The following is a 22,510-nucleotide window of genomic DNA, read 5'->3' as shown; positions in this document are numbered from 1 at the left end:
TAAGCCAAGTTGGAAGCGTTATCAAATATGTGCCTCAGATGATACGACGTCCACGTGATGGAGGTCTTTTTTGAATCAGGATTTTTGCAAAATCCTCGAATAGGTATAATTACGGAGAGTGCTGCCATGAATGAGCTATGCAACATTTTGATTGTGGATGATGAGATATTGGTACGGCAAGGGATCAAACACCACCTGTCGTGGGAACAGTATGGATTTCGAATTGTAGGTGAAGCTTCTAACGGTAAAGAAGCATTGGAGCTAATTGAAACCTTGCGCCCTCATATAGTCATTACAGATATCGTAATGCCGATCATGGATGGCGAGGAGCTGACGCGCATAGTCAGACAGAACTATCCAGATATCGAAGTCATTGTACTTAGCAGTTACGGCGAGTTTAATTACGTGCGATCCACCTTTCAGCAAGGGGTTGCTGACTATATTTTAAAGCCCAAGCTAGACACGGATGAGCTGCTCCAGGTGCTCCAGAGAACCGCTCGCAAAATTCCATCCATTCAATATCAAGCAGATGCCGGGAATAGTCAAATTACGATAGATCATGTGATCGAAAAGCTGATCTCCGGGTATAGCATGGACTATGACGCCGAGCTGCTCAAGCAAGCATTTCCTTATGCCCGTTTTGCGCTCATAGGTATAGAACAGCTGGCACAGCAGGATAAAGGGCGCTCCATCTCTGCCTCGGACCTATTTTCCAAGCTTACGGATCGAGTATCCTCTGCCTGTGAGTACATCGTACTGCGACAACTGCCATCTGATGTCTATGCGGCTGTGTTTTTAGCCAATCTTGATCCACGGGAAGTGAACGCCTGGATGGCTGCGGTTAGGGAAGTTGCTCAGGAGACAAAGCGAGTCGATCCACAGACAGGCTGGGCAGTTAGCCATTTATTTGATGACTTCAATCAGATTAGTGACGTCTATCAGGATGAACTGCCAAAACTGCTGAGTTACCGCTTTTACTTTCCAGGAACAGCGCTGCTAATAGAAGACGAACTCCCTCCGCCTGTACAGGTGAACAGCTCGTTCAACTTAAAACAATTTACAGAAGAGATGAAGCGTGAGCATTTTGATACAGCTTTTCAGGATTTGAGATCCTATGTAGCTGCCATGTCCGGTAACTATACCTCTACCGCTTTTGAATTCAAATCGCTTCTCGGAAATATCGTGTTCAACATTACGATTTTGCTAGGGAATCAGGGGTATGATATGAAGGAGCTGGATGCGGCGAAATATTCCTATTTCAAAACAATTAATGATGCCCCTCATGTACATGAAGCCGTGCGCCTTCTGGAGACTTTTTTGGAGGAAGCGAACAGACAGATCATGGCTAAAACACAGCAAGGAAGTAGTGCAAGCATGAAAAAACTGCTGGAGTATATTGAGGAGCATCATGCTGAAACACTCAATTTGACGACACTTGGGCAATATTTTCACTTTAACCCTTCCTACTTGTCCAGTTATTTTACGGCACACCATACAGAAGGCTTTAGCGAGTATCTCAACAAAATTCGGGTTGAAAAAGCCGCGGAGTTACTACGGTCGGGGACGATGTCCATTTCGGATATTAGCAGCACGGTAGGCTATTCGGACCCCAGCTATTTTACCAAAGTGTTCAAAAAAGTGAAGGGTTACTCGCCCAGTCAGTACCGCCGGGAGCATCTCTATTAGGGAGTAAGCCACATCTGCCAGTAGAAAAGAGATTGAATATGAAAAGATATATCCATAAGATCAAATATCAAAGTCTGTTCTTCAAAATCTTTATTGTTATGGTGGTCAGCATCACTGCAGTGTCCTTGCTGACCTCTTTGGTGACGATTCGGATGTCTGAACGACTTTTTGCTGAGACATTCAGTATTACAAATGCCAAGGTACTCAGCCAGATTCAATCCAGCTTTGAATCCTTCAATGATTCTATCGTGAATGCCGTAACCCATGCTTCGGAAAATGGAACGGTCAAGAACTATCTGACTGGCGGTCAATCTGACTCGATTAACTCGGCGAGGATTTACTTCGGAATGGCACAGCAAATGAAGCAAATTAAATCGAACGTCGATGCCTATGATGTCGGTGTCGCTGTAACAGGTCTGAATGGCCGGAGCTTTTACTCCGACTCGTCCTATTGGCCTGTAACTGCGGAAGAGCTTAAGAGCAGTACTATTACAGCCCGAAGTGTAGCACGACCGGCACAGCTTATGTATCAAATGGATACTGAATTGTTGCAGCAACAAATGAATAGTACCCCGCAAAAGCCAACACCCTATATCATCGCCTCCAAACCATTTATGGAGCGGACCAGCGGCACCCTGTACGGCATGATCTACATCGCTATCCGAGAGCCTGAATTTCGCCGTTTCTATAACAATTTCACGAGCAACGGCAATGATGTGCTTATTTTGGACAAGTCGGGACTGATTGTATCGAGCAACCGCCAGGATCTGATCGGACAACGCTCCAGTGAGCTGCTAGGCTATGCCACAAAAATCAATGAACAGGGACTTAACTACATTAATGCGAATGTGATGAATAAGGAGAGTATCCTCCTTTCCAACTATATCCCTTCATTTGATTTTTATCTGGTGAACATGATTGACAGACAAGCCGCCATTGGGCAAATTATAGACGTTAAATCCGTTGTATGGATCTGCATTGCCATCGTACTGATTGCTTTGGTGATCGTTTTTCTGATATCCCGTCGACTGATTCGTTCGCTGACTCGACTGGTAAAGCAAATGTCGACCATACGCGAGAAAAATTTTGATAATTATATCCCGGTAACGGGCAGCTATGAGGTTAGACAATTAAGTCATGCTTACAACTACATGCTGGATGAACTAAATGACTATATCCGTAAGCTTTTAGAGACGCAAAAGGGTCAACGGAACGCAGAGCTTGCTGCACTACAACGGCAGATCAATCCGCATTTTCTGTACAATACTCTGGCTTCGATCAAAATGCTGGTGCTCAAAGGAAACAAGGAAACAGCCGCCGAGACGATCAATGCACTCATTTCCTTACTGCAAAATACAATCAGCAATGTGAGTGAAACGATCACCATCGAGCAGGAAATGGCCAACATGCAAAATTATGTGTTCATTAACCATGTACGCTACGGGCAGCGGGTACAAGTGAATTATTTTGTATCACCCGATTGTCTGGAGTACCATGTGCCCAAGCTCATCATTCAGCCTTTTATCGAAAACTCTTTTTTCCATGCGTTTAATGAAAAAAATGTAGGCCACATCTATATATTGGTGTCCAAAACGGAGGATACATTGATCTGTGAGGTGGTCGATGATGGAGACGGTATGGAATTGGACGGGCATACGGCGCAGGACGGACTGCCGAATCCCAAGAGCAAGCGTCAACTGTTCACAGGCATCGGCATCCAGAATGTGCACAACCGCATTACCCTTTTATATGGAGAAGAATACGGCGTGACCATCTCCAGTAAAAAAGGCGAGGGCACCAAAGTCAGAATGACCCTGCCATTGATCGTAAAACCCGCCCCTCCTACCCCATAAAAAATATAGACTGAACTAAACAAAGAAGGTGGAACAAGAACGGAGTGGGCGGAATGGTGCTGTACAAGCGTAGCGGTCGCCTTTGTATCCGGATTTCAACCTTATATAATTTGAATAAAGAAATCTGGATACAACAGCGATGGGAAGCACCATCCGGCCGCGCAGTGGCGCTTCGTGAACAACTTTAATTCAACCTAAAAAAAGTACCTAAACCAAAACAAAATACAAATGTAAGCGGTACCTTTTTTGATAAATCATAATAATAAGACCAATCCGTATAAAGATATTCCTAACGCCAACAAAGTATGGATGGTACACTAGATTTATAAATAAGGTAACCGCTTTCATTCAAGAGGTTTAGAACTAGCAAGCAACATATAAAAAAGAGTAGGGGTTGAACAAAATGAAAAAAATGACTTTCCTTTTGCTGATTGCAAGCTTGATCTTGCTATCCGCATGCTCCAGCAATTCCGAGAAAGCAGCTACTACCACAGATTCAGGCAAAAAAGAAATCACCGTCTGGGCTTGGGACCCGAACTTTAATATCGCAGCCCTGAAGCTGGCAAAAGATCGCTACGTTGCCAAACATCCAGATGTAACCGTAAACATTGTTGAATATGCTCAAAACGATATCGTACAAAAAATGAATGCTGGTCTTAACTCTGGTTCTACCAAAGGACTGCCGAACGTGGTTCTGATCGAGGATTATCGGGCACAGAACTTCTTACAAGCCTATCCCGATTCTTTCCATGATATGAGCAGCACGATCAAAGCATCCGACTTTGCTGATTATAAAATCGGACCGACTAGCTACAATGGCAAGCAATACGGTGTTCCATTCGACTCCGGTGTTATGGGACTGTATGTAAGAACGGATTATTTGGAACAAGCCGGCTACAAAGTAGCAGACCTGACCAATATTGATTGGGACAAATTTATTGAAATTGGTAAAGCCGTAAAACAAAAAACAGGCAAAGAAATGCTGACTCAAGATCCGAATGACCTCGGTCTGATCCGTGGTATGATCCAAACTGCAGGTTCATGGTACCTGAAAGAAGACGGTAAAACACCAAATCTGGCTGGTAATCCAGCTCTGAAAGAAGCGCTCTTAACGTACAAATCCTTGTTCGACGCCAACATTGTTAAAATGAATGCCGACTGGAGTCAGTTCCTGGCCGCATTCAACAGCGGTGCAGTTGCTTCCGTACCTACAGGTAACTGGATTACACCTTCGATCAAAGCAGAAGCTTCGCAATCGGGTAAATGGGCCGTTGTTCCTTTCCCTAAGCTGAAAAATATACCTGAATCCGTGAATGCTTCCAGCCTCGGCGGCAGCTCCTGGTATGTCCTTAACTCGGACGGTCAAGATACCGCTGCTGATTTCCTGAAAGAGACATTCGGAACAGATCCAGAGCTGTATCAAGATATGCTGAGCAAAATTGGAATTGTTGGTTCATTGAACGCAGCTTCCAGTGGTAAAGCTTATGACGTGGAAGATCCGTACTTCGGTGGGGACAAAGTATACAAGAAATTTGCAGAATGGACTAAACAAGTTCCAAAAGTCAATTATGGCTTGCACACGTATGCCATTGAGGATATCATGACCGTTGAAATTCAAAACTATCTGAACGGAAAAGATGTAGACGCAGTTCTGAAAGATGCTCAAGGACAGGCGGAAGCACAGCTTAAATAAGACAGTCCATCTAGCCAAGGCTAAACAATAAAACGATAAGCACTTAAAACCTTGGGCTTGCGAGTTCAAGGTTTTATTGCTGCACAGGGAGTTGACATGGTATGAAGACAGCCGCGCCCAAAATAACTACAACACGTCTCAAAGCAGGTATGACAGGATGGTTGTTCATATCCATCGCAGTGATCATGATTGCCGCTTTTTATTTCTATCCGATGATTCAGGCGCTTATCTTGTCCTTTAAGACAGGTACAGGGTCTAATCTGAGCTTTAACGGCATTGATAACTACAAGCGATTGTTCACCGATAAAATGTTTATAACCGCCGTGAAGAATACGTTTATCTATTTGATTTTCCAAGTACCTTTGATGGTCATTCTGGCTCTGTTCATTTCGGTATTGTTGAATGATAAAAACCTGAAATTCAAGGGCTTTTTCCGCACAGCCATCTTCTTGCCGTGTATCACATCCCTTGTAGCATACTCGGTTGTCTTCAAGTACCTGTTCTCGTCCGACGGTTTGGTAAACTCCTTATTGCTAAATCTGCACGTGATTGGCACGCCCATCCAATGGATTACAGATCCTTTCTGGGCCAAGGTTACGATTATTATCGCGATCACATGGCGCTGGACTGGTTACAATATGATCTTTTACCTGTCCGGTCTTCAGAACATTGACAGTTCCATCTACGAAGCGGCCCGTATTGACGGAGCTTCCCCGATCCGACAGTTTTTTAGCATTACGGTTCCACTGCTTAAGCCGATTATCCTGTTCACTTCGATTACATCAACGATTGGTACACTCCAACTCTTCGATGAAATTATGAATATTACCAAGGGTGGGCCAGGGAACGCGACATCTTCAATTTCGCAATATATTTACAATTTGTCCTTCAAATATTCATCCGACTTTGGTTATGCGGCGACCGTATCTTATTCCATCGTCATTATGATCATTATCTTGTCGATTATCCAGTTCAAAGTGGCAGGTGAGAAAAAATGATGAAAACAAAAAGAGCATTTACGTACGCCTTTCTGATCATTGTGTCGTTCGTTTCGATTTTCCCGTTCCTCTGGATGCTATCCAGCTCCACGAACCTGTCAGTCGATGTGACCAAAGGCAAGCTTCTGCCTGGCTCCCATCTGATGGATAACATGCACAATCTGCTCGAAAAAGTAGACATCGTTACCGCACTAAGTAACTCTGCAAAAGTCTCTATCTCAACTACGCTGCTGGCTATGCTAATCGCATCACTGGCCGGTTATGGCTTTGAAATTTACAGAAGTAAAGCGAAAGACGTTGTCTTCAATATCCTGCTGATGTCTATGATGATTCCGTTTGCGGCGATCATGATTCCGCTCTACCGGATGTTCGGCAGTATTTCTAATGTCATACCATGGATCGGTATTGATACACTCTCTTCTGTCGTCATTCCGACCGTAACTACGGCGTTTCTGATCTTCTTTTTCCGTCAAAGCACCAAGATGTTTCCAAAGGATCTACTGGAAGCAGGTCGTATGGATGGATTATCCGAGCTGGGTCTGTTCTTCCGGGTGTATATGCCTACGATGAAAACAACCTATGCCGCTGCCGCGATCATCACATTCATGTCCAGCTGGAACAACTACCTCTGGCCTCTGATTGTGCTGCAAACGCCGGAGAATCAAACGATTCCGCTGTTGATCTCGAACCTTGGCTCCAGCTATGCACCGGATTACGGTGTCATCATGATCGCCATTGTTCTGTCCACACTGCCGACCGCACTGGTATTCTTCCTGATGCAGAAGCACTTTGTAGCGGGCATGGTAGGTTCGGTAAAATAACAGATTTCTGTGTACGTGCTTCATTTCATTTTAAAAATAAGGAGTGTTCGCCTTGACCATCCATACCCCTAGTCTGGACTGGCTGACCGACGTAACCAAATTTGCTGTACATCGGCTGCCCGCCTATTCCGATCACAAATATTACGCTACGCTTCAGGAAGCGGAGCAGCAAGCTGATATGGCTTGGCGTCATAGCCTGAATGGGAGCTGGAAGTTTAACTATGCAACAAATCCAGCCAGCCGTCCGGTAGAGTTCTATACCCTAGGCTTTGAGTACGGCGGCTGGAGCGATATTCAGGTACCGGGTCACATTCAGACGCAAGGCTTTGGCCAAATGCAGTACGTGAATACGATGTATCCGTGGGACGGACATTCGGACGTTCGCCCACCCCATATTCCGGAGGATCACAACCCGGTCGGAAGCTATATCAAAAGCTTTGTTTTGCCGGAAAATATGGCTTCCGACGCGCAACCTGTGTTCATTTCTTTCCAAGGCGTTGAGTCGGCTTTCTATGTATGGTTGAACGGACAATTTGTCGGTTACAGCGAGGACAGCTTTACCCCGTCTGATTTTGAACTGACACCATTCCTGCAAGCAGGCGAAAACAAGCTGGCAGTAGAGGTATATCAAAGAAGTACGGGAGCGTGGCTAGAGGATCAGGACTTTTGGCGTTTTTCTGGTATTTTCAGAGACGTATATCTCTATACCATCCCTACGGTTCACGTACGTGACCTGCATGCCAAGGCGGATCTGGATGCTTCCTACACGCAGGGCCTTCTGGGGCTGAAATTGACCTTGGAAAAGCCGGCAACGGCCTATGCAACTGTCGATGTGAAAGATGCTGCCGACCATGTAGTTGCTTCTTTGAAAGCTGACTTTACTGATGGCACAGCTTCGCTGTCAGCAACCTTGGAGCAAGTACAGCGCTGGAGCGCAGAAAAACCTTATTTATACACGTTGTTCATACAAATTTATGATGCCAGTGGATCGCTCGTGGAAGTCATTCCACAAAAAATTGGCTTCCGTAAATTTGAGCTGATCAACAAGGTCATGCATTTGAACGGCAAACGCATCGTCTTTAAAGGTGTGAACCGCCATGAATTTAACGCTCGCACCGGACGTGCGATTTCTCGTGAAGATATGCTGTGGGATATCCGGACGCTCAAGCAGAACAATATGAACGCTGTTCGCACCTCTCATTATCCAAATCAGACTCTTTGGTATGAGCTATGCGATGAGTACGGAGTCTATGTAATTGATGAAATGAACTTGGAAACACACGGTTCCTGGCAAAAACTCGGCGCCGTCGAGCCATCGTGGAATATTCCCGCCAATCTGCCTGAGTGGCAGGATATCGTCATGGATCGCGCCATTTCCATGCTGGAACGGGACAAAAACCATGCATCCATTCTAATCTGGTCCTGCGGCAATGAGTCGTATGCAGGTGAAGTGCTGCGCAATGTCGCCAACTATTTCCGAGCCACCGACCCGAGCCGTTTGGTGCACTACGAAGGCGCGTTTCACAACCGTACGTACGATGATACCAGCGATATGGAGAGCCGGATGTACGCCAAACCCGCAGATATCGAGCAATATCTGAACGACAATCCGCAAAAGCCGTATATCAGTTGCGAATACATGCATGCAATGGGTAATTCCGTAGGCGGCATGCACAAGTATACAGAGCTGGAGAACAAATATGAGCAGTATCAGGGCGGTTTTATTTGGGATTATATTGATCAGGCTGTTATGAAAAAAGATCGCTACGGACGCGAGTACCTCGCGATCGGCGGCGACTTTGACGACCGTGCTACAGACTATGGCTTCTGTACGGACGGAATTGTCTATGCAGACCGGAAGGTTTCGCCGAAGATGCAGGAGGTCAAATTCCTGTATCAAAATCTGAAGCTCACCCCGGATCGCAGCGGTGTAACCCTTCGCAATGAAAACCTATTCGAGGGAACAGGCGACTATGAGTTAGTATATAGCCTGCTGCATGAAGGCCAAGAAATCGCACGTAATGCCATTCATGTAGATGTAGCGGCTCAGACCGAAGCCTATATTCCACTAACGTTCCCTAATACGGATGGAAAGCCTGGTGAGTACGTTATTCACACCGCTCTGGTTTTGAAGGAAGCGACGCTCTGGGCTGAGGCTGGACACGAAGTGGCCTTCGGACAACATATTTTCATCGTGGAAGATCCAAATCCACTGAAGATCCCTACGGTCAGTGCCTTACGAGTGGTGCATGGCGATGTTAACATTGGTGTTCACGGTGCAGATTTCAGTATGATGTTCTCCAAAGGAGCAGGCAGCCTGACTTCACTTCGCTACGCCGGACGTGAGATGATCGCCATGCCTCCTGCTCCATTGTTCTGGCGGGCGACCACAGACAATGATCGGGGAACCGCACTAGGCTTTGAAGCCGGTGGCTGGTTCGCTGCAAGTCTGACACGTAAATGCGTGGGCATCGAGGTTACGGAAGAACAAACAGACCGTGTAACCGTTACATTCCGCTACACGCTGAGCATTCATGCAGACGCACAGGTAACGGTAGCCTACACCGTCTTGGCGGATGGCAGTCTGAACGTAAAATCGACTTATGAAGGCGTCTCAGGATTGCCTAACCTGCCGATCTTTGCTCTTTCGTTCAAGGTTCCGGCGGACTACCGCCATCTGGACTGGTACGCGATGGGACCGGAGGAGAATTACATCGACCGGGCCTTCGGCGCAAGACTAGGCGTATTCCACAACGAAGCTGCGGATAACGTGTCCGGGTATGTTGTACCACAGGAATCCGGCAATCGTACAGGCGTGCGCCGTGTCGATATTACCGACGATTCTCAGCGAGGTATACGCATTACTGCACCTGCTACCGCACCGGTGGAATGCAATATTTCACCGTATACAGCGTTTGAGCTGGAAAGTGCCTACCATCTGTATGAGCTGCCCAACGTGTATTACACCGTTGTCACCGTAGCTGGAAAGCAAATGGGTGTAGGCGGCGATGACAGCTGGGGAGCTCCCGTACATGAAGAATACCAAATTGCAGCCGATCAAAAGCTGGAATTCGAATTTACCATGCAACGAGTATAAATAAGCACGCTCACTGTTAGACAAGTAGATATAGCAAAAGCCCTTCCGCTGCTTCCCTCATGGAAAGCCGGAAGGGCTTTTGCATTATATCATTTCAATCATACTGTCAGCAGAAAATAAAGTCCTAGATTGTCGTTGTTCTATTGAACTAACATCTCCCGATAGCGCAATTACAGCTAGTTTATTCATTTCACCAACTTTCCTCTGGTTTCGTTTAAACGCCCCTTTGCATTCGTGGTGTCAGAGGGTTCCACCCAAGCAAAACTATCAGAATCATAGCGTGGAAGGAAATGCATATGATAATGTGACAAATCATTAAATTTACCACCATTTTGAATGATGGTTATCCCATCAGGATGGAATTGTGTTACTATCAACCTTTTTTAGCATTATAGATGCCTTCATAATCTCGTTGGCAGTAATTTCGTCCAAGTCATCGACTCCGTGGTAATGTTTTTTAGGAAGTATGAGAACATGCCCTCATTTAATGGTGCGATATCCAGAATGCAAGTAACGTAATCGTTCTCATAAACAGTGTTCGTTTCAATTATTTTATTTGCAAGTCGACACCCTAAACACATACTATTTGGCATTTTTACTCCCCTACGTTTCATAATAACCACTCCTATATCGGTCATTAATTCTAACCCTCCTACCCGTTGGTTTAATGAAAAAGGAGCAGCTGCCAAATGGCATACTACTCCTTAATGTTTAGTTAACGTGTCCCGTTACTTTAACGATGTAATCGAACTGAAGCTAAATGCATTAGATCCAAATATCATTGACTGCTGTTAATTCTGACTCAGTCTCGCCAGTGTTTACTACGCCCCTGGGCTCTACCAACATGATATGACACTCCTGGTTAGCGAAAGTTTTGTGTTCGACACCCCTTGGTACAATAAACATCTCTCCTTGGGAAATCTTTACTTGGCCATCTCGGAAATCGATGAACATCTCCCCTTCGAGCACGATAAACACCTCGTCGGTATCTTGATGATCGTGCCATACAAAATCCCCATCTATCTTGACCAATTTAAATTGATAGTCATTCATTTCACCAATGACTTTCGGAGACCAATGTTCATTAAACTTAGATAATTTCTCATTCATATTAATAGATTGGTAATTAATACTAATTCCTCCTTTTTATTGTTCAATATACCATATTACCAACTTGGTTCGTTGTTAACTATCCTGCCCTTTAGTTGAATGCGGCGGATCTCTAAAGGAGGATCAGCCGCTAACATACTAAAAAAATCGACGATACAGTTCGACCTCTCCAATTCGGCAGCCTGTGCTGTAGAGAAACTCAAGTAAAGCTCTTTCTCTTAGTATCTGACAAGAGATCATCAGATGAATTACATCTTCCTCCATCAAGAACTTAGGAATTTCGCTTATCCGCTTCATAATGACGCCAAAGTTCGCTTAAAATCATAATAAAGCCTCCTACTTGGGCAATTAATTCTAGTTTTGCTTCTATTAGGAGGTTTAGACTATTTGTTCAACTAGCGTTTCATCAAATTCGTTGAGGAATCGAAACGGTTCGTTCATTTACCACATTTCCCGTGTTTAGAGTAGTTTTTGGTTCGATTAATAGTAAATGGACCTCTTCTTCAGCAATTGGCTGATGTTCAACCCCTTTAGGTATAATAACAAACTCCCCTTCGTTAACAGCTATTTCACCGTCTCTCAAACGGATTAGTAGTCTCCCTTTCCATACGAAGAACATTTCGTCCTCGTGATCATGGTGATGCCAAATGAATTCACCCTTGATCTTTGCCATTTTTACGTATGAATCGTTCAACTCTCCACCTATTCTGGGATTCCAATAATCAATTATTTGCAAAAATTTATCTTGTACATTGACCTTCGAAATCATGAGATTCCCTCCTCATTATTGGTAACGTGTACTGCATTTTGCCCCGGCTAGAATCTCCTTTTCCCCATTCTCCTCCTCATTATCAGATAACGAGGTACTCAATCACTTGGTTTTGGTGTAAATCCCTCTTATTCACTAAGTTTACATACTGCGATGCATCACGTAAAATTAAAAAATAGTGTATAGATAATCAAATTTTGTGATGCAAAAAGGAGAGAGTTGTTTTGGACATTAGATCTTTGGAGGTGTTTAAGGCAGTAGCAATTGAACAAAGCATTACAAAAGCTGCTGAGAAATTGAATTATGTACAGTCCAATGTTACTGCACGAATACAACGTCTTGAGCAAGAGTTGGGCGTTCCTCTGTTATATCGATATCATAAGAAGGTATCCTTAACGCCTGCAGGACGTGAACTGTTGCCGCATGTAAACAAGTTGCTTTACGATTTCGAGGAAGCGATTGAGGCAGTTAAGCTTTCTTCTGCCCCGCGGGGAACTTTGCGCATTGGAGCTATGGAGTCAACTGCTTCTACACGATTGCCATTGATTTTTACACAATATCACAAGAAATTTCCACAAGTAGAATTAAGCTTATATATGGCACCTACTGTAGATCAGGTTAGTACCATTCTCAAATATAAGGTAGACGGCGCATTTGTGGATGGGCCAATTCTTCATCCGGAAATTGTTGAATACCCTGTCTTCGAAGAATCTCTAGTTTTGATTACAAGCTACTCTCCGGAACCATTCCAATTAGAATTGATTTTACATGAACCACTGCTTTCGTCATTCGCGCATTGCATCTATTTGGGACGTTGGCAGCGATGGCTAGAGGACAATGGCTATGCTCCTATGAAGGTGATGGAATATGGCACTCTAGAGGGTGTCCTTAAATGCGTTGAAAACGGGTTAGGAGTCACCGTCTTACCAATATCTATGGTTGAATCACGGATGCAGGGAAGACTTAACTGTCATCCATTACCGGAACCGTACAGAACAGTGCCCACTGTGTTTATAAGGCGTCGTGACTCATACATGACCAGTGCTCTCTCACGATTTATGGAGCTGGTGGGCATAACTAATCTGTGATTTGTTGCTATTTGCCAACTTAATGAAGCAACGTCAGTTTAATACTTTATTTTCCCAGTCTAGAACTTTAGCTAGCTCGTAGCAAGATTGACATATGTCTTCGAGAAATCAAGGTTCTTCAAGTCTCTTTGATCTATCAAAAATTCCAAATACCCTGCGTCCCACCAGCACATGCCAACCTCATCCAAAGAAGATACCGAGAGCAGAACATGCCAATTTTCCGAAGCCTGATCGTGCTTTTCCCGATTCGTCTGATATTCTTGCAGCTGAGGCAGCACTTCGGACCGTAAATGCTCCGCATAATCGGTATTTCCCCTATGCATAGCTTGCTCGACTTCCTTATGGATCTGACTCTCACTCTTATGCCAGTTAAACAGAAGACCCTCCAGCCCGTTTCGGCGTAGATAAGCATCCCGCCGGGTATTCCCGGCAAAAGATTGATGCTGCCCCCACACCGTGTCGCTATGTTCATATAGAAGCTCATAAAGCTCTTCGTACTGATCTACAAGAATATCTCCTAGCTCACCCTCCGATGGTAGCGTCAGGATCGGATGAAAAGAAATTGCATACGCGGTGAAATCCCGTTGCTCCGCCAACACCTCTACGCGCCCAGCAGGCGGTAATGTTTTCTGCAAAACGCTGCTGTCACCGTTATAGTAAAAGATTTTATGATCAATATCATAGGCGGGCTCATCCAGCCCAAGAAAAAAGTAAAGTATGCCCTGATGAGGCAATCCCTCAAATGGTGAAAAAGGTAGCTCGCCCAAATTAATTTGAGCAATAAATGTATAATATTCCCCGTCTGAATTACATGGCCAGTCTATCGTGGGTGGCAGATCTGGATAGCCGGCGATCCGACTATTCCCAACCTGTTCATAATTTTCCTCATGCTCCACATGAAATTGTATAGCAACTTCAGCTTCCTGATGAATCTCTTCTTTTAAATCTTCATCCAGTGAATGCCCTTCCAGTATTCGAGTCAGTTCATCCTTTAATGGTGGTTGTAGCATCTCACTCGCCCCTTTACATTGAAGTATTATGTATTGCTTGCTCTCATTTGATCTCTTATATCAGATTACCAAATTACAGTCTGACAAGCTATTTCTCTGGTGACAGGTTGGTCAGTCCTCGGTCAAATCATCGATCTTCGCTGCAAGTGAATGGTGGATACATCCAGATCTGCATTTACGATCCAAGCGGAAATGCACTAGACATTGTTCATAAATGTTTTGTGATAGGCATTCCGGTATTGGGAAGGAGTCATATGGGCTCTCTTTTTGAACAAACGCATAAAATACTTCTCATCGCTATATCCTGCCTCTTCGGCAACCTGTTTAATGCTCATATCTGTACGGGAAATCAACTCTTTGGCTTTGTTAATACGAATACTATGAATGAACTCCAAGGGACGCATGCCTGTATTTTGCTTGAACAAACGAGAGATATAATCCTTGTTGTAATTGAATTTTCGAGCTAAATCCGTCACGGTCAGCGGTTCTTCAGCATGAATACGGGTCCACTCAATAATTTTGTTAAAACTCACATTCCCCTGTGAACTGACAGGATTGGAAAGCAAGCGGCTGAGCGCCAGTTCAGATATCTCGATCAGCAGCGAGGTGAACAAATAATTTGCGCTGTGATATGTAAGATAATGTGAGTTGGCTACATGCAAAATCTGATTGACGATAATATGAATCCGATCTCCGTTGTCTGCCTGTACACATTGCGGTAAATAGATATCACGCATCACACCATGTCGCTGCAAAAGCCCATCCATAGCACTTGTTTCCTGCTTCATTTCCTCATTAGATAATACATTCGGGGTTGTGGGAACATCGAAATGAAACCAATAAAATTTCACGCCTGGCAATGACTCCCTATATCCTTTATGCGTACGACCGGGGTAAAGCAATAGAATATCTCCCTCGCCTACTTCAAAATCTTCCCGTTCCTCCCGTATATATACCGTCTCTTGGACACCCAGGATCAGCTCAAAATTCTCAATGGAACGACTCATATGTTTCCAAGGCACCTCGTTAACAAACTCGCCTGCCGAGATCAGTTGGATCGGAGCATCTACATTTACTTTTAGATAGGTCATGTTATCGCCTCTTTAAATTCATGTTCGGATTTGTCCACCCATTGTATGGTTAAGCTACTGACATACCGCGATTGCAATGCTAATGTAGTGGAGAAATATACACTTTCATCTTAGCTAAGGAGCGATGATTTTGAAAGCTAAAGCTTTTGACTTGCATAAAGTAAGAATTGATTCCGGCCCACTTTTACATGCGATGGAACTGAATACGGCCTACCTGCTGAGTTTGGAACCCGACCGTTTACTATCACGCTTTCGTGAATATGCGGGACTGGAGCCCAAAGCGGCTCACTATGAAGGCTGGGAAGCGCGTGGCATCAGCGGACATACACTCGGTCACTACCTGTCCGGCTGTGCACTGATGTTTGCCTCCACAGGCGACGAAAGACTGTTGGAACGCGTGAACTATGTAGTCGACGAACTGGAAATATGCCAAAACAGTCATGAAAACGGATACACTTCCGGCATTCCACGTGGGAAAGAGATTTTTGAAGAAGTAAAAGCCGGAGATATCCGCTCCCAGGGCTTTGATCTGAACGGCGGTTGGGTGCCACTATATACCATGCACAAACTTTTTGCGGGCTTGCGTGATGCACATCTGCTGGCGCATCATCCCAAGGCCCTGTCTATAGAAATCAAACTCGGCAACTGGCTGGAGGATGTACTTCAAGGGCTGGACGATGATCAGGTGCAGCAGGTGCTGCATTGCGAGTTTGGCGGTATGAATGAAGTTCTAACGGATTTGGCGGAACATTCGGGAGAAGAACGCTTTCTGAGCCTGGCGGAACGCTTTTATCACGGAGAGGTGCTAAATGATCTCGCGGATAGCCAAGATACCTTGGCAGGGCGACATGCCAATACGCAAATCCCCAAAATCATTGGCGCTGCACGGCAATATGAAATGACGGGCAAACCGCAATATGCGGACCTGTCTCGCTTTTTCTGGGATCGGGTTGTTCACAAGCATTCCTACGTGATCGGCGGCAATAGTTATAATGAACATTTTGGTGAACCCGGGAAGCTGAATGACCGCTTGGGCGAAGGTACCTGTGAAACTTGTAACACCTACAATATGCTGAAATTAACAAGACATATGTTCGAGTGGGATGCCTATGCAGCCTATGCCGACTACTATGAACGAGCGATGTTCAATCATATCCTGGCTTCACAGCAGCCTGTAGATGGACGTGTGTGCTATTTTGTATCGCTGGAAATGGGAGGACACAAGTCCTTTAATTCTCAATATGAGGATTTCACATGCTGTGTCGGGTCCGGTATGGAAAGTCACTCCATGTACGGCACTGCGATTTATTTTCACACGCCAGAAACGATCTATGTCAATCAATATGTCCCTTCTACCGTGACATGGGACGAGATGGACGTACAGCTCAAACAAGACACTCTCTTTCCGCAAAATGGACGGGGAACGCTACGCGTCATCAGCGAGAAGCCCAAATCCTTCGCGATCAAGCTAAGATGCCCGCATTGGGCGGAGCAAGGGATGATGATTAAAATCAATGGGGAAGAGTACGTCACAGAGGCTTGTCCTACCAGCTACGTTGTAATTGAACGGGAATGGAACAATGGGGATACGATCGAGTATGACATTCCTATGACCGTGAGAGTCGAGGAAATGCCGGATAATCCACGCCGAATTGCTTTTATGTATGGCCCGCTAGTGCTGGCTGGGGACCTTGGCCCTGTCATACAGGAGTCCAATGAGGAGCGCCTGCTGGCGTCTGTACTGATCGGATCGGCCGATTCTTTGACAACGAAGCTGATTGCTGACGAGAACGAGCCTAATACGTTCCATATGACCGACTTAGGCTATATCGGAGACTTGAAGCTTCGTCCGTTTTATCAAATGTATGATCGCTCATATACCGTCTATTGGGATCTCTTTTCCCAGGAGGAATGGTCAGCAACAGAGGCAGAATATCGTACCGCGTTAGCGTATCAGCTAGAGCTGGAACGACTTACAGTGGACGTTGTGCAGCCTGCCGAAATGCAGCCTGAACGGGATCATGCCTTTAATGGCGAGCATGTAGGTCTGGGGTCCATCTATAACCGCAAATATCGCGATACCTGGCCAGGGGGCTGGTTCTCTTTTGTCATGAAGGTGCTCCCGGATGCGCCTGTCCAATTGGCGGTCACTTATTTGAAGGACTTGAGCCGTCCCCATAGTGACTTTGACATCACTGCGGATGGTCAGATTTTAGGGGAAGGCAAGCTGGAGTCCGAGGAAATGAATAAATTCGAAACGTTCGTCTATGAGCTCCCTCTATCTGTGACAAACCACAAGAATGAAGTGACGATTCAATTCAAAGCCCATCCACAAGGTAAGGTGGCGAAAGTGGCCGGATTACGAGTGATCAAAAGTTACCTATAGCACCATTTCGCCTACTGCGTTTTATGTTCATTTTTTAAAGTAAGCTTATATAACAACAAGCAGACGCTCCTATAAGCTGTCTGCTTGTTCCGCTTACCGCCTTATAACTTCGAATCATCGTTATTGCTTCATGTTCACTTCACAGCATGTTCATTTCACGGAAACTGTCTCTAATCTTGCGTAGCTCTTGCTGTGCCCTGCTGTATCGCGAAGCGTAGGTCCAGGCAAGCACCTGATGATAATGCGAAGGTGTTTCAATCGTGGTCACGTTATACATAATTGGAGTACCTTCCACTTCCCCTTTCAGGGTAAATTCGATGGCAGGGTATCCATTTACCTCGATGTCGGAAGGGTTCCCCAATTCAGGGGCCATAATTCCTGATACCAAATGATCCTCAATGATTCCTTTATAATCTTGAAGAGTCATACTGCTGTCAAAATCGCTTTTCGGTTCTGACAATACAATTAAATATCTTTCGGTAAATTCATTTTTAATGGAGATGTCCGCGTCCTCATTAATCCTATCATCTCGTGACCAATTCCACGGAGCCGTAACCGCAAACTGACTATCCTTACTGGTAAATACCTCAGGCTTCACGATTTGAGTAATGAGCGTAGTAATTAAAGATACAGCAAAGACAATCGAAATGATCGTCATCAGGATGATTACCCCGGACAAAATTCCGGTTTTTTTTCTGCTCACTGTCCCCAAATCCCGTACCTTAACCACATATGTATTCGCAGCCATATCTCCAATCCGTTGTTTCCGAGGTGTCACCAGCACACATATACCAGCGGGCAGCCCGAAGAAAAGCAGCGGATTCATATCCACCAAATGTATAAGGGTACGGATCAAGGATTTAACCATGCCCGGCGGTTTCCCTTCTCCATTTACGACCTGAATGCGAAGTACAAACTTGCCCAGCGTATAGCCTGTAAGTCCTTCCAGTAACAGATAATAGCAGAAGGAGCCCATCAGGAAGAGCATCACTACCAAGCCCATATTTGGGGTTCCTACTTCAGATACTTTTTTCGCTGTAAAATAAACCAGCCCTCCATACCCGAAGACGATAAGAATGAAGTCAATCATCCAGGCCGCCCATCTTCTGAAGAAGATAGAGGCTCCGTATGTTTCTGATAATACCGCCATCTTATCCGGTTCTCGTCGATGGTAGTTGCCATTCGTCGCATATGGTCCCGGAGCTACTGTAGATGGATTGTTCGTTACATCTTGTTCTTCCAAATGATACACCCCTGATGTCAATTTAATCCCGGTTAAGTATAACATCCTTTTTCATCCAGCGGAGCAAGCCTGACAGTGCACTGGAGTAAACCGAATCCCGCCGATAAACAAACCACACCTCTAATTTGCGATATTTTTCAGGTAAACGATGAGAAGCAATACTTCCCGCCTCCTCTGCCTTTGCAATCGACGATTGTGGCAACATGGACACCCCCAGACCAGAGGCTACACCACCCAAAATGACTTCCAACGTTCCGAACTCCATAACCTGATATGCATCCACACCCGCTTCGCTCAGAAAGCTTTCCGCTCTTGTACGATGCGTGCACCCTACGTCGAAAAACAGCATAGGCTTGGCAAGCAGCTCGTTCATGTCCTTTTTCCCTGGTTCCGAGATGAGCACCAATTCCTCTTCAAAAGCTGCAACATACTCTATATGCGGATCATCGACGGGGCCATAGACGAACGCTCCATCTAATTCGTAATTTAATACCTTTTGTACGAGATCATGTGTGCTGCCTGTCATAAGCGATAGATGGACATCAGAATATTGGGCGTGATATTCCGTCAATAAAGAAGTCAGATGCGTAACCGCCGCCGTCTCAATCGAGCCCAGTCGCAAAGGTCCCGCAGGCTGGTCCGAATATTGAGTGGACTTTACAGCCTCGTCGAGCAAGGTCAGTATGGTATCCGCATATTCCAGCAGATTCTCTCCTGCCGACGTTAGTGTCATTCCCCGATTAGACCGGCGAAATAGCGGTACGTTCAGTTGTGCCTCAAGCTGCTGAATCCGCGAGGTCACATTGGACTGTACATAATTCAAGGCTTGCGCAGCCTTCGTGATACTGCCCTCGCGAGCGACAGCCTGAAAAATTTTCAAATCACTGCTTTCCATGTATACGTCACCTGCTTGGTATGATCATTTGTGATACTCACGTTCGATTTTGTTCATTTTACCGGATGCTTGCCGCTCTGTACAATTCAATGTACATGCAAATACATCTAAACTCGTACCACGGGAGGTTTTAAAATGAAAGCCGTAATCCATGCCAGCAAAAGCGGCCCTGAGGGCCTGATGTATACAGACATCACGGACAGACAGCCGTGGCACAACGAAGTGAAGGTAAGACTTAAAGCTGCAGGCTTAAACCATCGGGATCTGTTCCTCATGGCGGATCGAACAGCCCACGATGCTCCACTCATTCTGGGTTCGGATGGAGCAGGCGTGATTGAGGCTGTGGGTGTTGGTGGCCCAACCTCGCTGGTAGGCACCGATGTAATTATCAATCCATGTATCGGATGGGAGAATACGCATCATGTTCCCTTGGTTCCAGCCATTCTGGGCGGACCTTCAGACGGGACATTCGCTGAATCGGTTATCATCCCCGTCCAAAATGCGGTCAGCAAGCCAGCATACCTTTCATGGGAAGAAGCAGGGGTGCTGCCTTTGTCTGCTTTGACCGCTTATCGCGCGCTCTTCACAAGAGGCCAATTGCAGGAGGGTGAGCACGTCCTCATTCCCGGTATTGGCGGTGGTGTAGCCACGTATGCCATGCGTATGGCTTTAGCGGCAGGCGCGCGGGTCACCGTCACGTCACGCAGCGAAGCAAAAAGGCAGGCTGCCCTCGCTCATGGCGCTAATCATGCATTCGACAGCCATAGCGAATGGAAAGAAAGTATGAACGGAGACACCGTGGATCTGGTCCTTGACAGTATCGGTCCTGCTACGTTCGATAAATATTTGGATATCCTCAAGCCGAACGGTCGGATCGTTACATTTGGTGCAAGCTCAGGAGATCGAGTAGAGATTCCGTTGCGGTCTATATTTTTCCCTCAAATCAGCATCATCGGCACCTCTATGGGCAGTGGAGAGGAATTCGCAGCTATGCTTCAGTTCATGGAGCGCCATGCACTCCATCCGATTATAGATAGCGTATTTCCTCTACAAGACACAACGCAAGCCTTCCACCGTATGCAGCAGAGAGCGCAGCTAGGCAATATAGGGATCAGGATAGAGTAAGGAGTCTGAACGAAGTATAGGAATAGAAAAAAAATCCACTACCGTAAAATGCCTTCATCCAGAAGTCAATTTTATAGTAGTGGACCTATTCAGTCGATCAAACGATGCTGGACCCATTTGTTGCCGCGGAAGCGCCAAAGGAAAACGAGTCCCCGCACGCCCCATTCAATATCCATGGCCAGCCAGACACCAACAATCCCCAGGTTGAACACAATGCCCAAAATATACCCGAGCACCACCCGGCACAACCACATGGACAGCATTGAGGTGAGGGACGTAAATTTCGAATCACCTGCTGCCCTTAGTGCAGAGGGTGTAATAAAGGCGATGGACCAGAGCGGAATCTGGGCCAACGTATTAATCAGTATGACAACAAATATGTCATCTACGATTTCAGCAGGCGGATGAAACAGCCCCACCATCGGCTCAAACAAAGGCATCAGTATGAGCCCCATTACAATAAACGAACAAGACGACAGCCAAATAAACGATTTGGTAAACTTCCGAGCATCCTCGACATTTCGACGTCCCATACATTGACCGACCACGGTTACAATCGTAAGAGCCAAAGCATTCGCAGGGATTTGGAACACGTTAGCTAGGGAGGAGCAAATGGCATTCGTCGCCAATGCATTGGTCCCCAGACTCACAATGAAAATTTGGGTTAAAATTTTGCCCCCATTGAAAAACATCTGTTCCGCTGCAAAGGGAAGCCCGATAAACAGAATCTTTTTAAGCATAGCCAGGTTAAAATAAAGCATATCTCTAAGCTGAACACGCAAGTCGTCATCTACTCTGACCAAATAAATCAATGCGCACACTGCCCCTGCATATCTGGACACATTGACGGCAATCGTCATGCCCAGCACACCCATATCTAATACATTAATGAATACCACATTGAGGAGCACGTACGAGAGGTTCATGATGAGCGAAAGAGCCAGCGATGCCCTCGTCTTCCCGATCCCTCTCAGCGCTCCACACACCGCCTCAACGATTGCAATCCCCACAAAAGACATACAGCTTCCCAGCAGATATACCTTACCGTTGGCTAATACATCAGGCGAGGCGGAACCAAACAGAACACTTAAAATCGGATTGTACAACACGATCATAAACAAACTGATACATAAGGCCAACAAGGAAACGGAGGAAATGGTGCCGGATGCGGCTTTAGAGACCATGAGGTCGTTACCGCTCCCCTTATACTGTGCCACGACAACCGTTCCCCCGGTAGACACTGCAACAAACACATTAATCAGAAAAATATTCAAAGAATCGATCATATTTACAGCACTGACTGCCGCCATCCCCGACGAGCTAATCATTGCTGTGTTCACCAAATTAAGACCCACGATAAAAGCCTGATCAATCAGAAGCGGGATAAACAGCGCAATAATCTGTCGATAATCAATAGACTCTCCTGAAAAATGCTTATTCAGAAAGCCATGTGTTCTCATCCTTACACTCAGTTGACTCATATCATCACATTCTTTTTCTCAAATTGAAAAAAACCCTTCAACAGAAGAGCCTTCATGGCGAAAAAATGTATAAAGTTGCAAGGCTAGATGTGTCTAGTTCTTGATTCTGTACACTTTTCTCTACATAGAAGTATTACTCCAAAAGAAAATCCTGTCAATGGTCT

17 protein-coding genes are annotated in these 22,510 nt (G+C 45.5%); 10 read left to right on the top strand and 7 right to left on the bottom strand.

The window, feature by feature from the left end; genetic code table 11:
* Positions 1-126 precede the first annotated feature (126 nt).
* From G9G54_RS21695 to G9G54_RS21665, 7 genes are all read left to right on the top strand, one after another.
* Complete coding sequence (locus G9G54_RS21695; protein WP_165179570.1) at positions 127-1,686, top strand: response regulator transcription factor; 1,560 nt, start codon at positions 127-129, stop codon at positions 1,684-1,686.
* Between the two features lie 38 nt (positions 1,687-1,724).
* Complete coding sequence (locus G9G54_RS21690) at positions 1,725-3,539, top strand: cache domain-containing sensor histidine kinase (RefSeq protein ID WP_165179569.1); 1,815 nt, start codon at positions 1,725-1,727, stop codon at positions 3,537-3,539.
* 44 nt (positions 3,540-3,583) lie between these two features.
* Positions 3,584-3,727 carry a hypothetical protein gene (locus tag G9G54_RS21685; protein WP_165179568.1) on the top strand — a complete coding sequence of 48 codons (144 nt, stop codon included), beginning with the start codon at positions 3,584-3,586 and terminating at the stop codon, positions 3,725-3,727.
* Between the two features lie 215 nt (positions 3,728-3,942).
* Positions 3,943-5,232, top strand: coding sequence for an ABC transporter substrate-binding protein (locus G9G54_RS21680; RefSeq protein ID WP_039274127.1), 1,290 nt, complete (start codon positions 3,943-3,945; stop codon positions 5,230-5,232).
* Positions 5,233-5,333: 101 nt separating this feature from the next.
* Positions 5,334-6,230, top strand: coding sequence for a carbohydrate ABC transporter permease (locus tag G9G54_RS21675; RefSeq protein ID WP_013308301.1), 897 nt, complete (start codon positions 5,334-5,336; stop codon positions 6,228-6,230).
* Positions 6,227-7,051 carry a carbohydrate ABC transporter permease gene (locus tag G9G54_RS21670; RefSeq protein ID WP_025722097.1) on the top strand — a complete coding sequence of 275 codons (825 nt, stop codon included), beginning with the start codon at positions 6,227-6,229 and terminating at the stop codon, positions 7,049-7,051. The genes G9G54_RS21675 and G9G54_RS21670 overlap by 4 nt, the downstream gene beginning before the upstream one ends.
* A gap of 52 nt (positions 7,052-7,103) precedes the next feature.
* Entirely contained in the window at positions 7,104-10,148 is a 3,045-nt protein-coding gene (locus tag G9G54_RS21665) for a glycoside hydrolase family 2 TIM barrel-domain containing protein (protein WP_165179567.1), read from the top strand.
* A 765-nt stretch (positions 10,149-10,913) separates the two neighbouring features.
* Here G9G54_RS21665 and G9G54_RS21660 read toward each other — a convergent pair.
* Together G9G54_RS21660 and G9G54_RS21655 are read right to left on the bottom strand one after the other, a co-directional pair.
* A complete protein-coding gene (locus G9G54_RS21660) occupies positions 10,914-11,279 on the bottom strand; it encodes a cupin domain-containing protein (protein WP_165179642.1) in 366 nt (121 codons plus the stop codon).
* A 385-nt stretch (positions 11,280-11,664) separates the two neighbouring features.
* Positions 11,665-12,027, bottom strand: coding sequence for a cupin domain-containing protein (locus G9G54_RS21655; protein WP_013308297.1), 363 nt, complete (start codon positions 12,025-12,027; stop codon positions 11,665-11,667).
* Positions 12,028-12,251: 224 nt separating this feature from the next.
* On the opposite strand from G9G54_RS21655, the gene G9G54_RS21650 reads away from it, so the two are divergent.
* The gene (locus G9G54_RS21650; RefSeq protein WP_069290826.1) at positions 12,252-13,115 is read left to right on the top strand and encodes a LysR family transcriptional regulator; all 864 of its coding nucleotides are present in this window, start codon (positions 12,252-12,254) and stop codon (positions 13,113-13,115) included.
* 71 nt (positions 13,116-13,186) lie between these two features.
* On the opposite strand, the gene G9G54_RS21645 is transcribed toward G9G54_RS21650, so the two are convergent.
* Both G9G54_RS21645 and G9G54_RS21640 read right to left on the bottom strand, forming a co-directional pair.
* Positions 13,187-14,125: a YwqG family protein gene (locus G9G54_RS21645; protein ID WP_165179566.1), complete on the bottom strand. Its 939-nt coding sequence runs from the start codon at positions 14,123-14,125 to the stop codon at positions 13,187-13,189.
* Between the two features lie 197 nt (positions 14,126-14,322).
* Entirely contained in the window at positions 14,323-15,216 is an 894-nt protein-coding gene (locus G9G54_RS21640; protein ID WP_165179565.1) for an AraC family transcriptional regulator, read from the bottom strand.
* Positions 15,217-15,346: 130 nt separating this feature from the next.
* On the opposite strand from G9G54_RS21640, the gene G9G54_RS21635 reads away from it, so the two are divergent.
* The gene (locus G9G54_RS21635) at positions 15,347-17,602 is read left to right on the top strand and encodes a glycoside hydrolase family 127 protein (protein WP_165179564.1); all 2,256 of its coding nucleotides are present in this window, start codon (positions 15,347-15,349) and stop codon (positions 17,600-17,602) included.
* A gap of 139 nt (positions 17,603-17,741) precedes the next feature.
* On the opposite strand, the gene G9G54_RS21630 is transcribed toward G9G54_RS21635, so the two are convergent.
* Together G9G54_RS21630 and G9G54_RS21625 are read right to left on the bottom strand one after the other, a co-directional pair.
* Positions 17,742-18,890, bottom strand: a complete 1,149-nt coding sequence (locus G9G54_RS21630; protein ID WP_165179563.1) for an RDD family protein — start codon at positions 18,888-18,890, stop codon at positions 17,742-17,744.
* Complete coding sequence (locus G9G54_RS21625) at positions 18,868-19,740, bottom strand: LysR family transcriptional regulator (RefSeq protein WP_165179562.1); 873 nt, start codon at positions 19,738-19,740, stop codon at positions 18,868-18,870. Before G9G54_RS21625 ends, G9G54_RS21630 begins: the two co-directional genes overlap by 23 nt.
* A 135-nt stretch (positions 19,741-19,875) precedes the next feature.
* Here G9G54_RS21625 and G9G54_RS21620 point away from each other — a divergent pair, with 135 nt between their 5' ends.
* Entirely contained in the window at positions 19,876-20,865 is a 990-nt protein-coding gene (locus G9G54_RS21620; RefSeq protein WP_165179561.1) for a zinc-binding dehydrogenase, read from the top strand.
* Between the two features lie 89 nt (positions 20,866-20,954).
* On the opposite strand, the gene G9G54_RS21615 is transcribed toward G9G54_RS21620, so the two are convergent.
* Entirely contained in the window at positions 20,955-22,346 is a 1,392-nt protein-coding gene (locus G9G54_RS21615; RefSeq protein WP_103048395.1) for an MATE family efflux transporter, read from the bottom strand.
* Between the last annotated feature and the right edge of the window lie 164 nt (positions 22,347-22,510).

The sequence above is a fragment of the Paenibacillus sp. EKM212P genome (assembly GCF_011066115.1).
Lineage (GTDB): Bacteria > Bacillota > Bacilli > Paenibacillales > Paenibacillaceae > Paenibacillus > Paenibacillus polymyxa_B.
The sequence above is the reverse complement of the archived record's forward strand: the minus strand, read 5'-3'. Positions and strand labels throughout refer to the sequence as shown.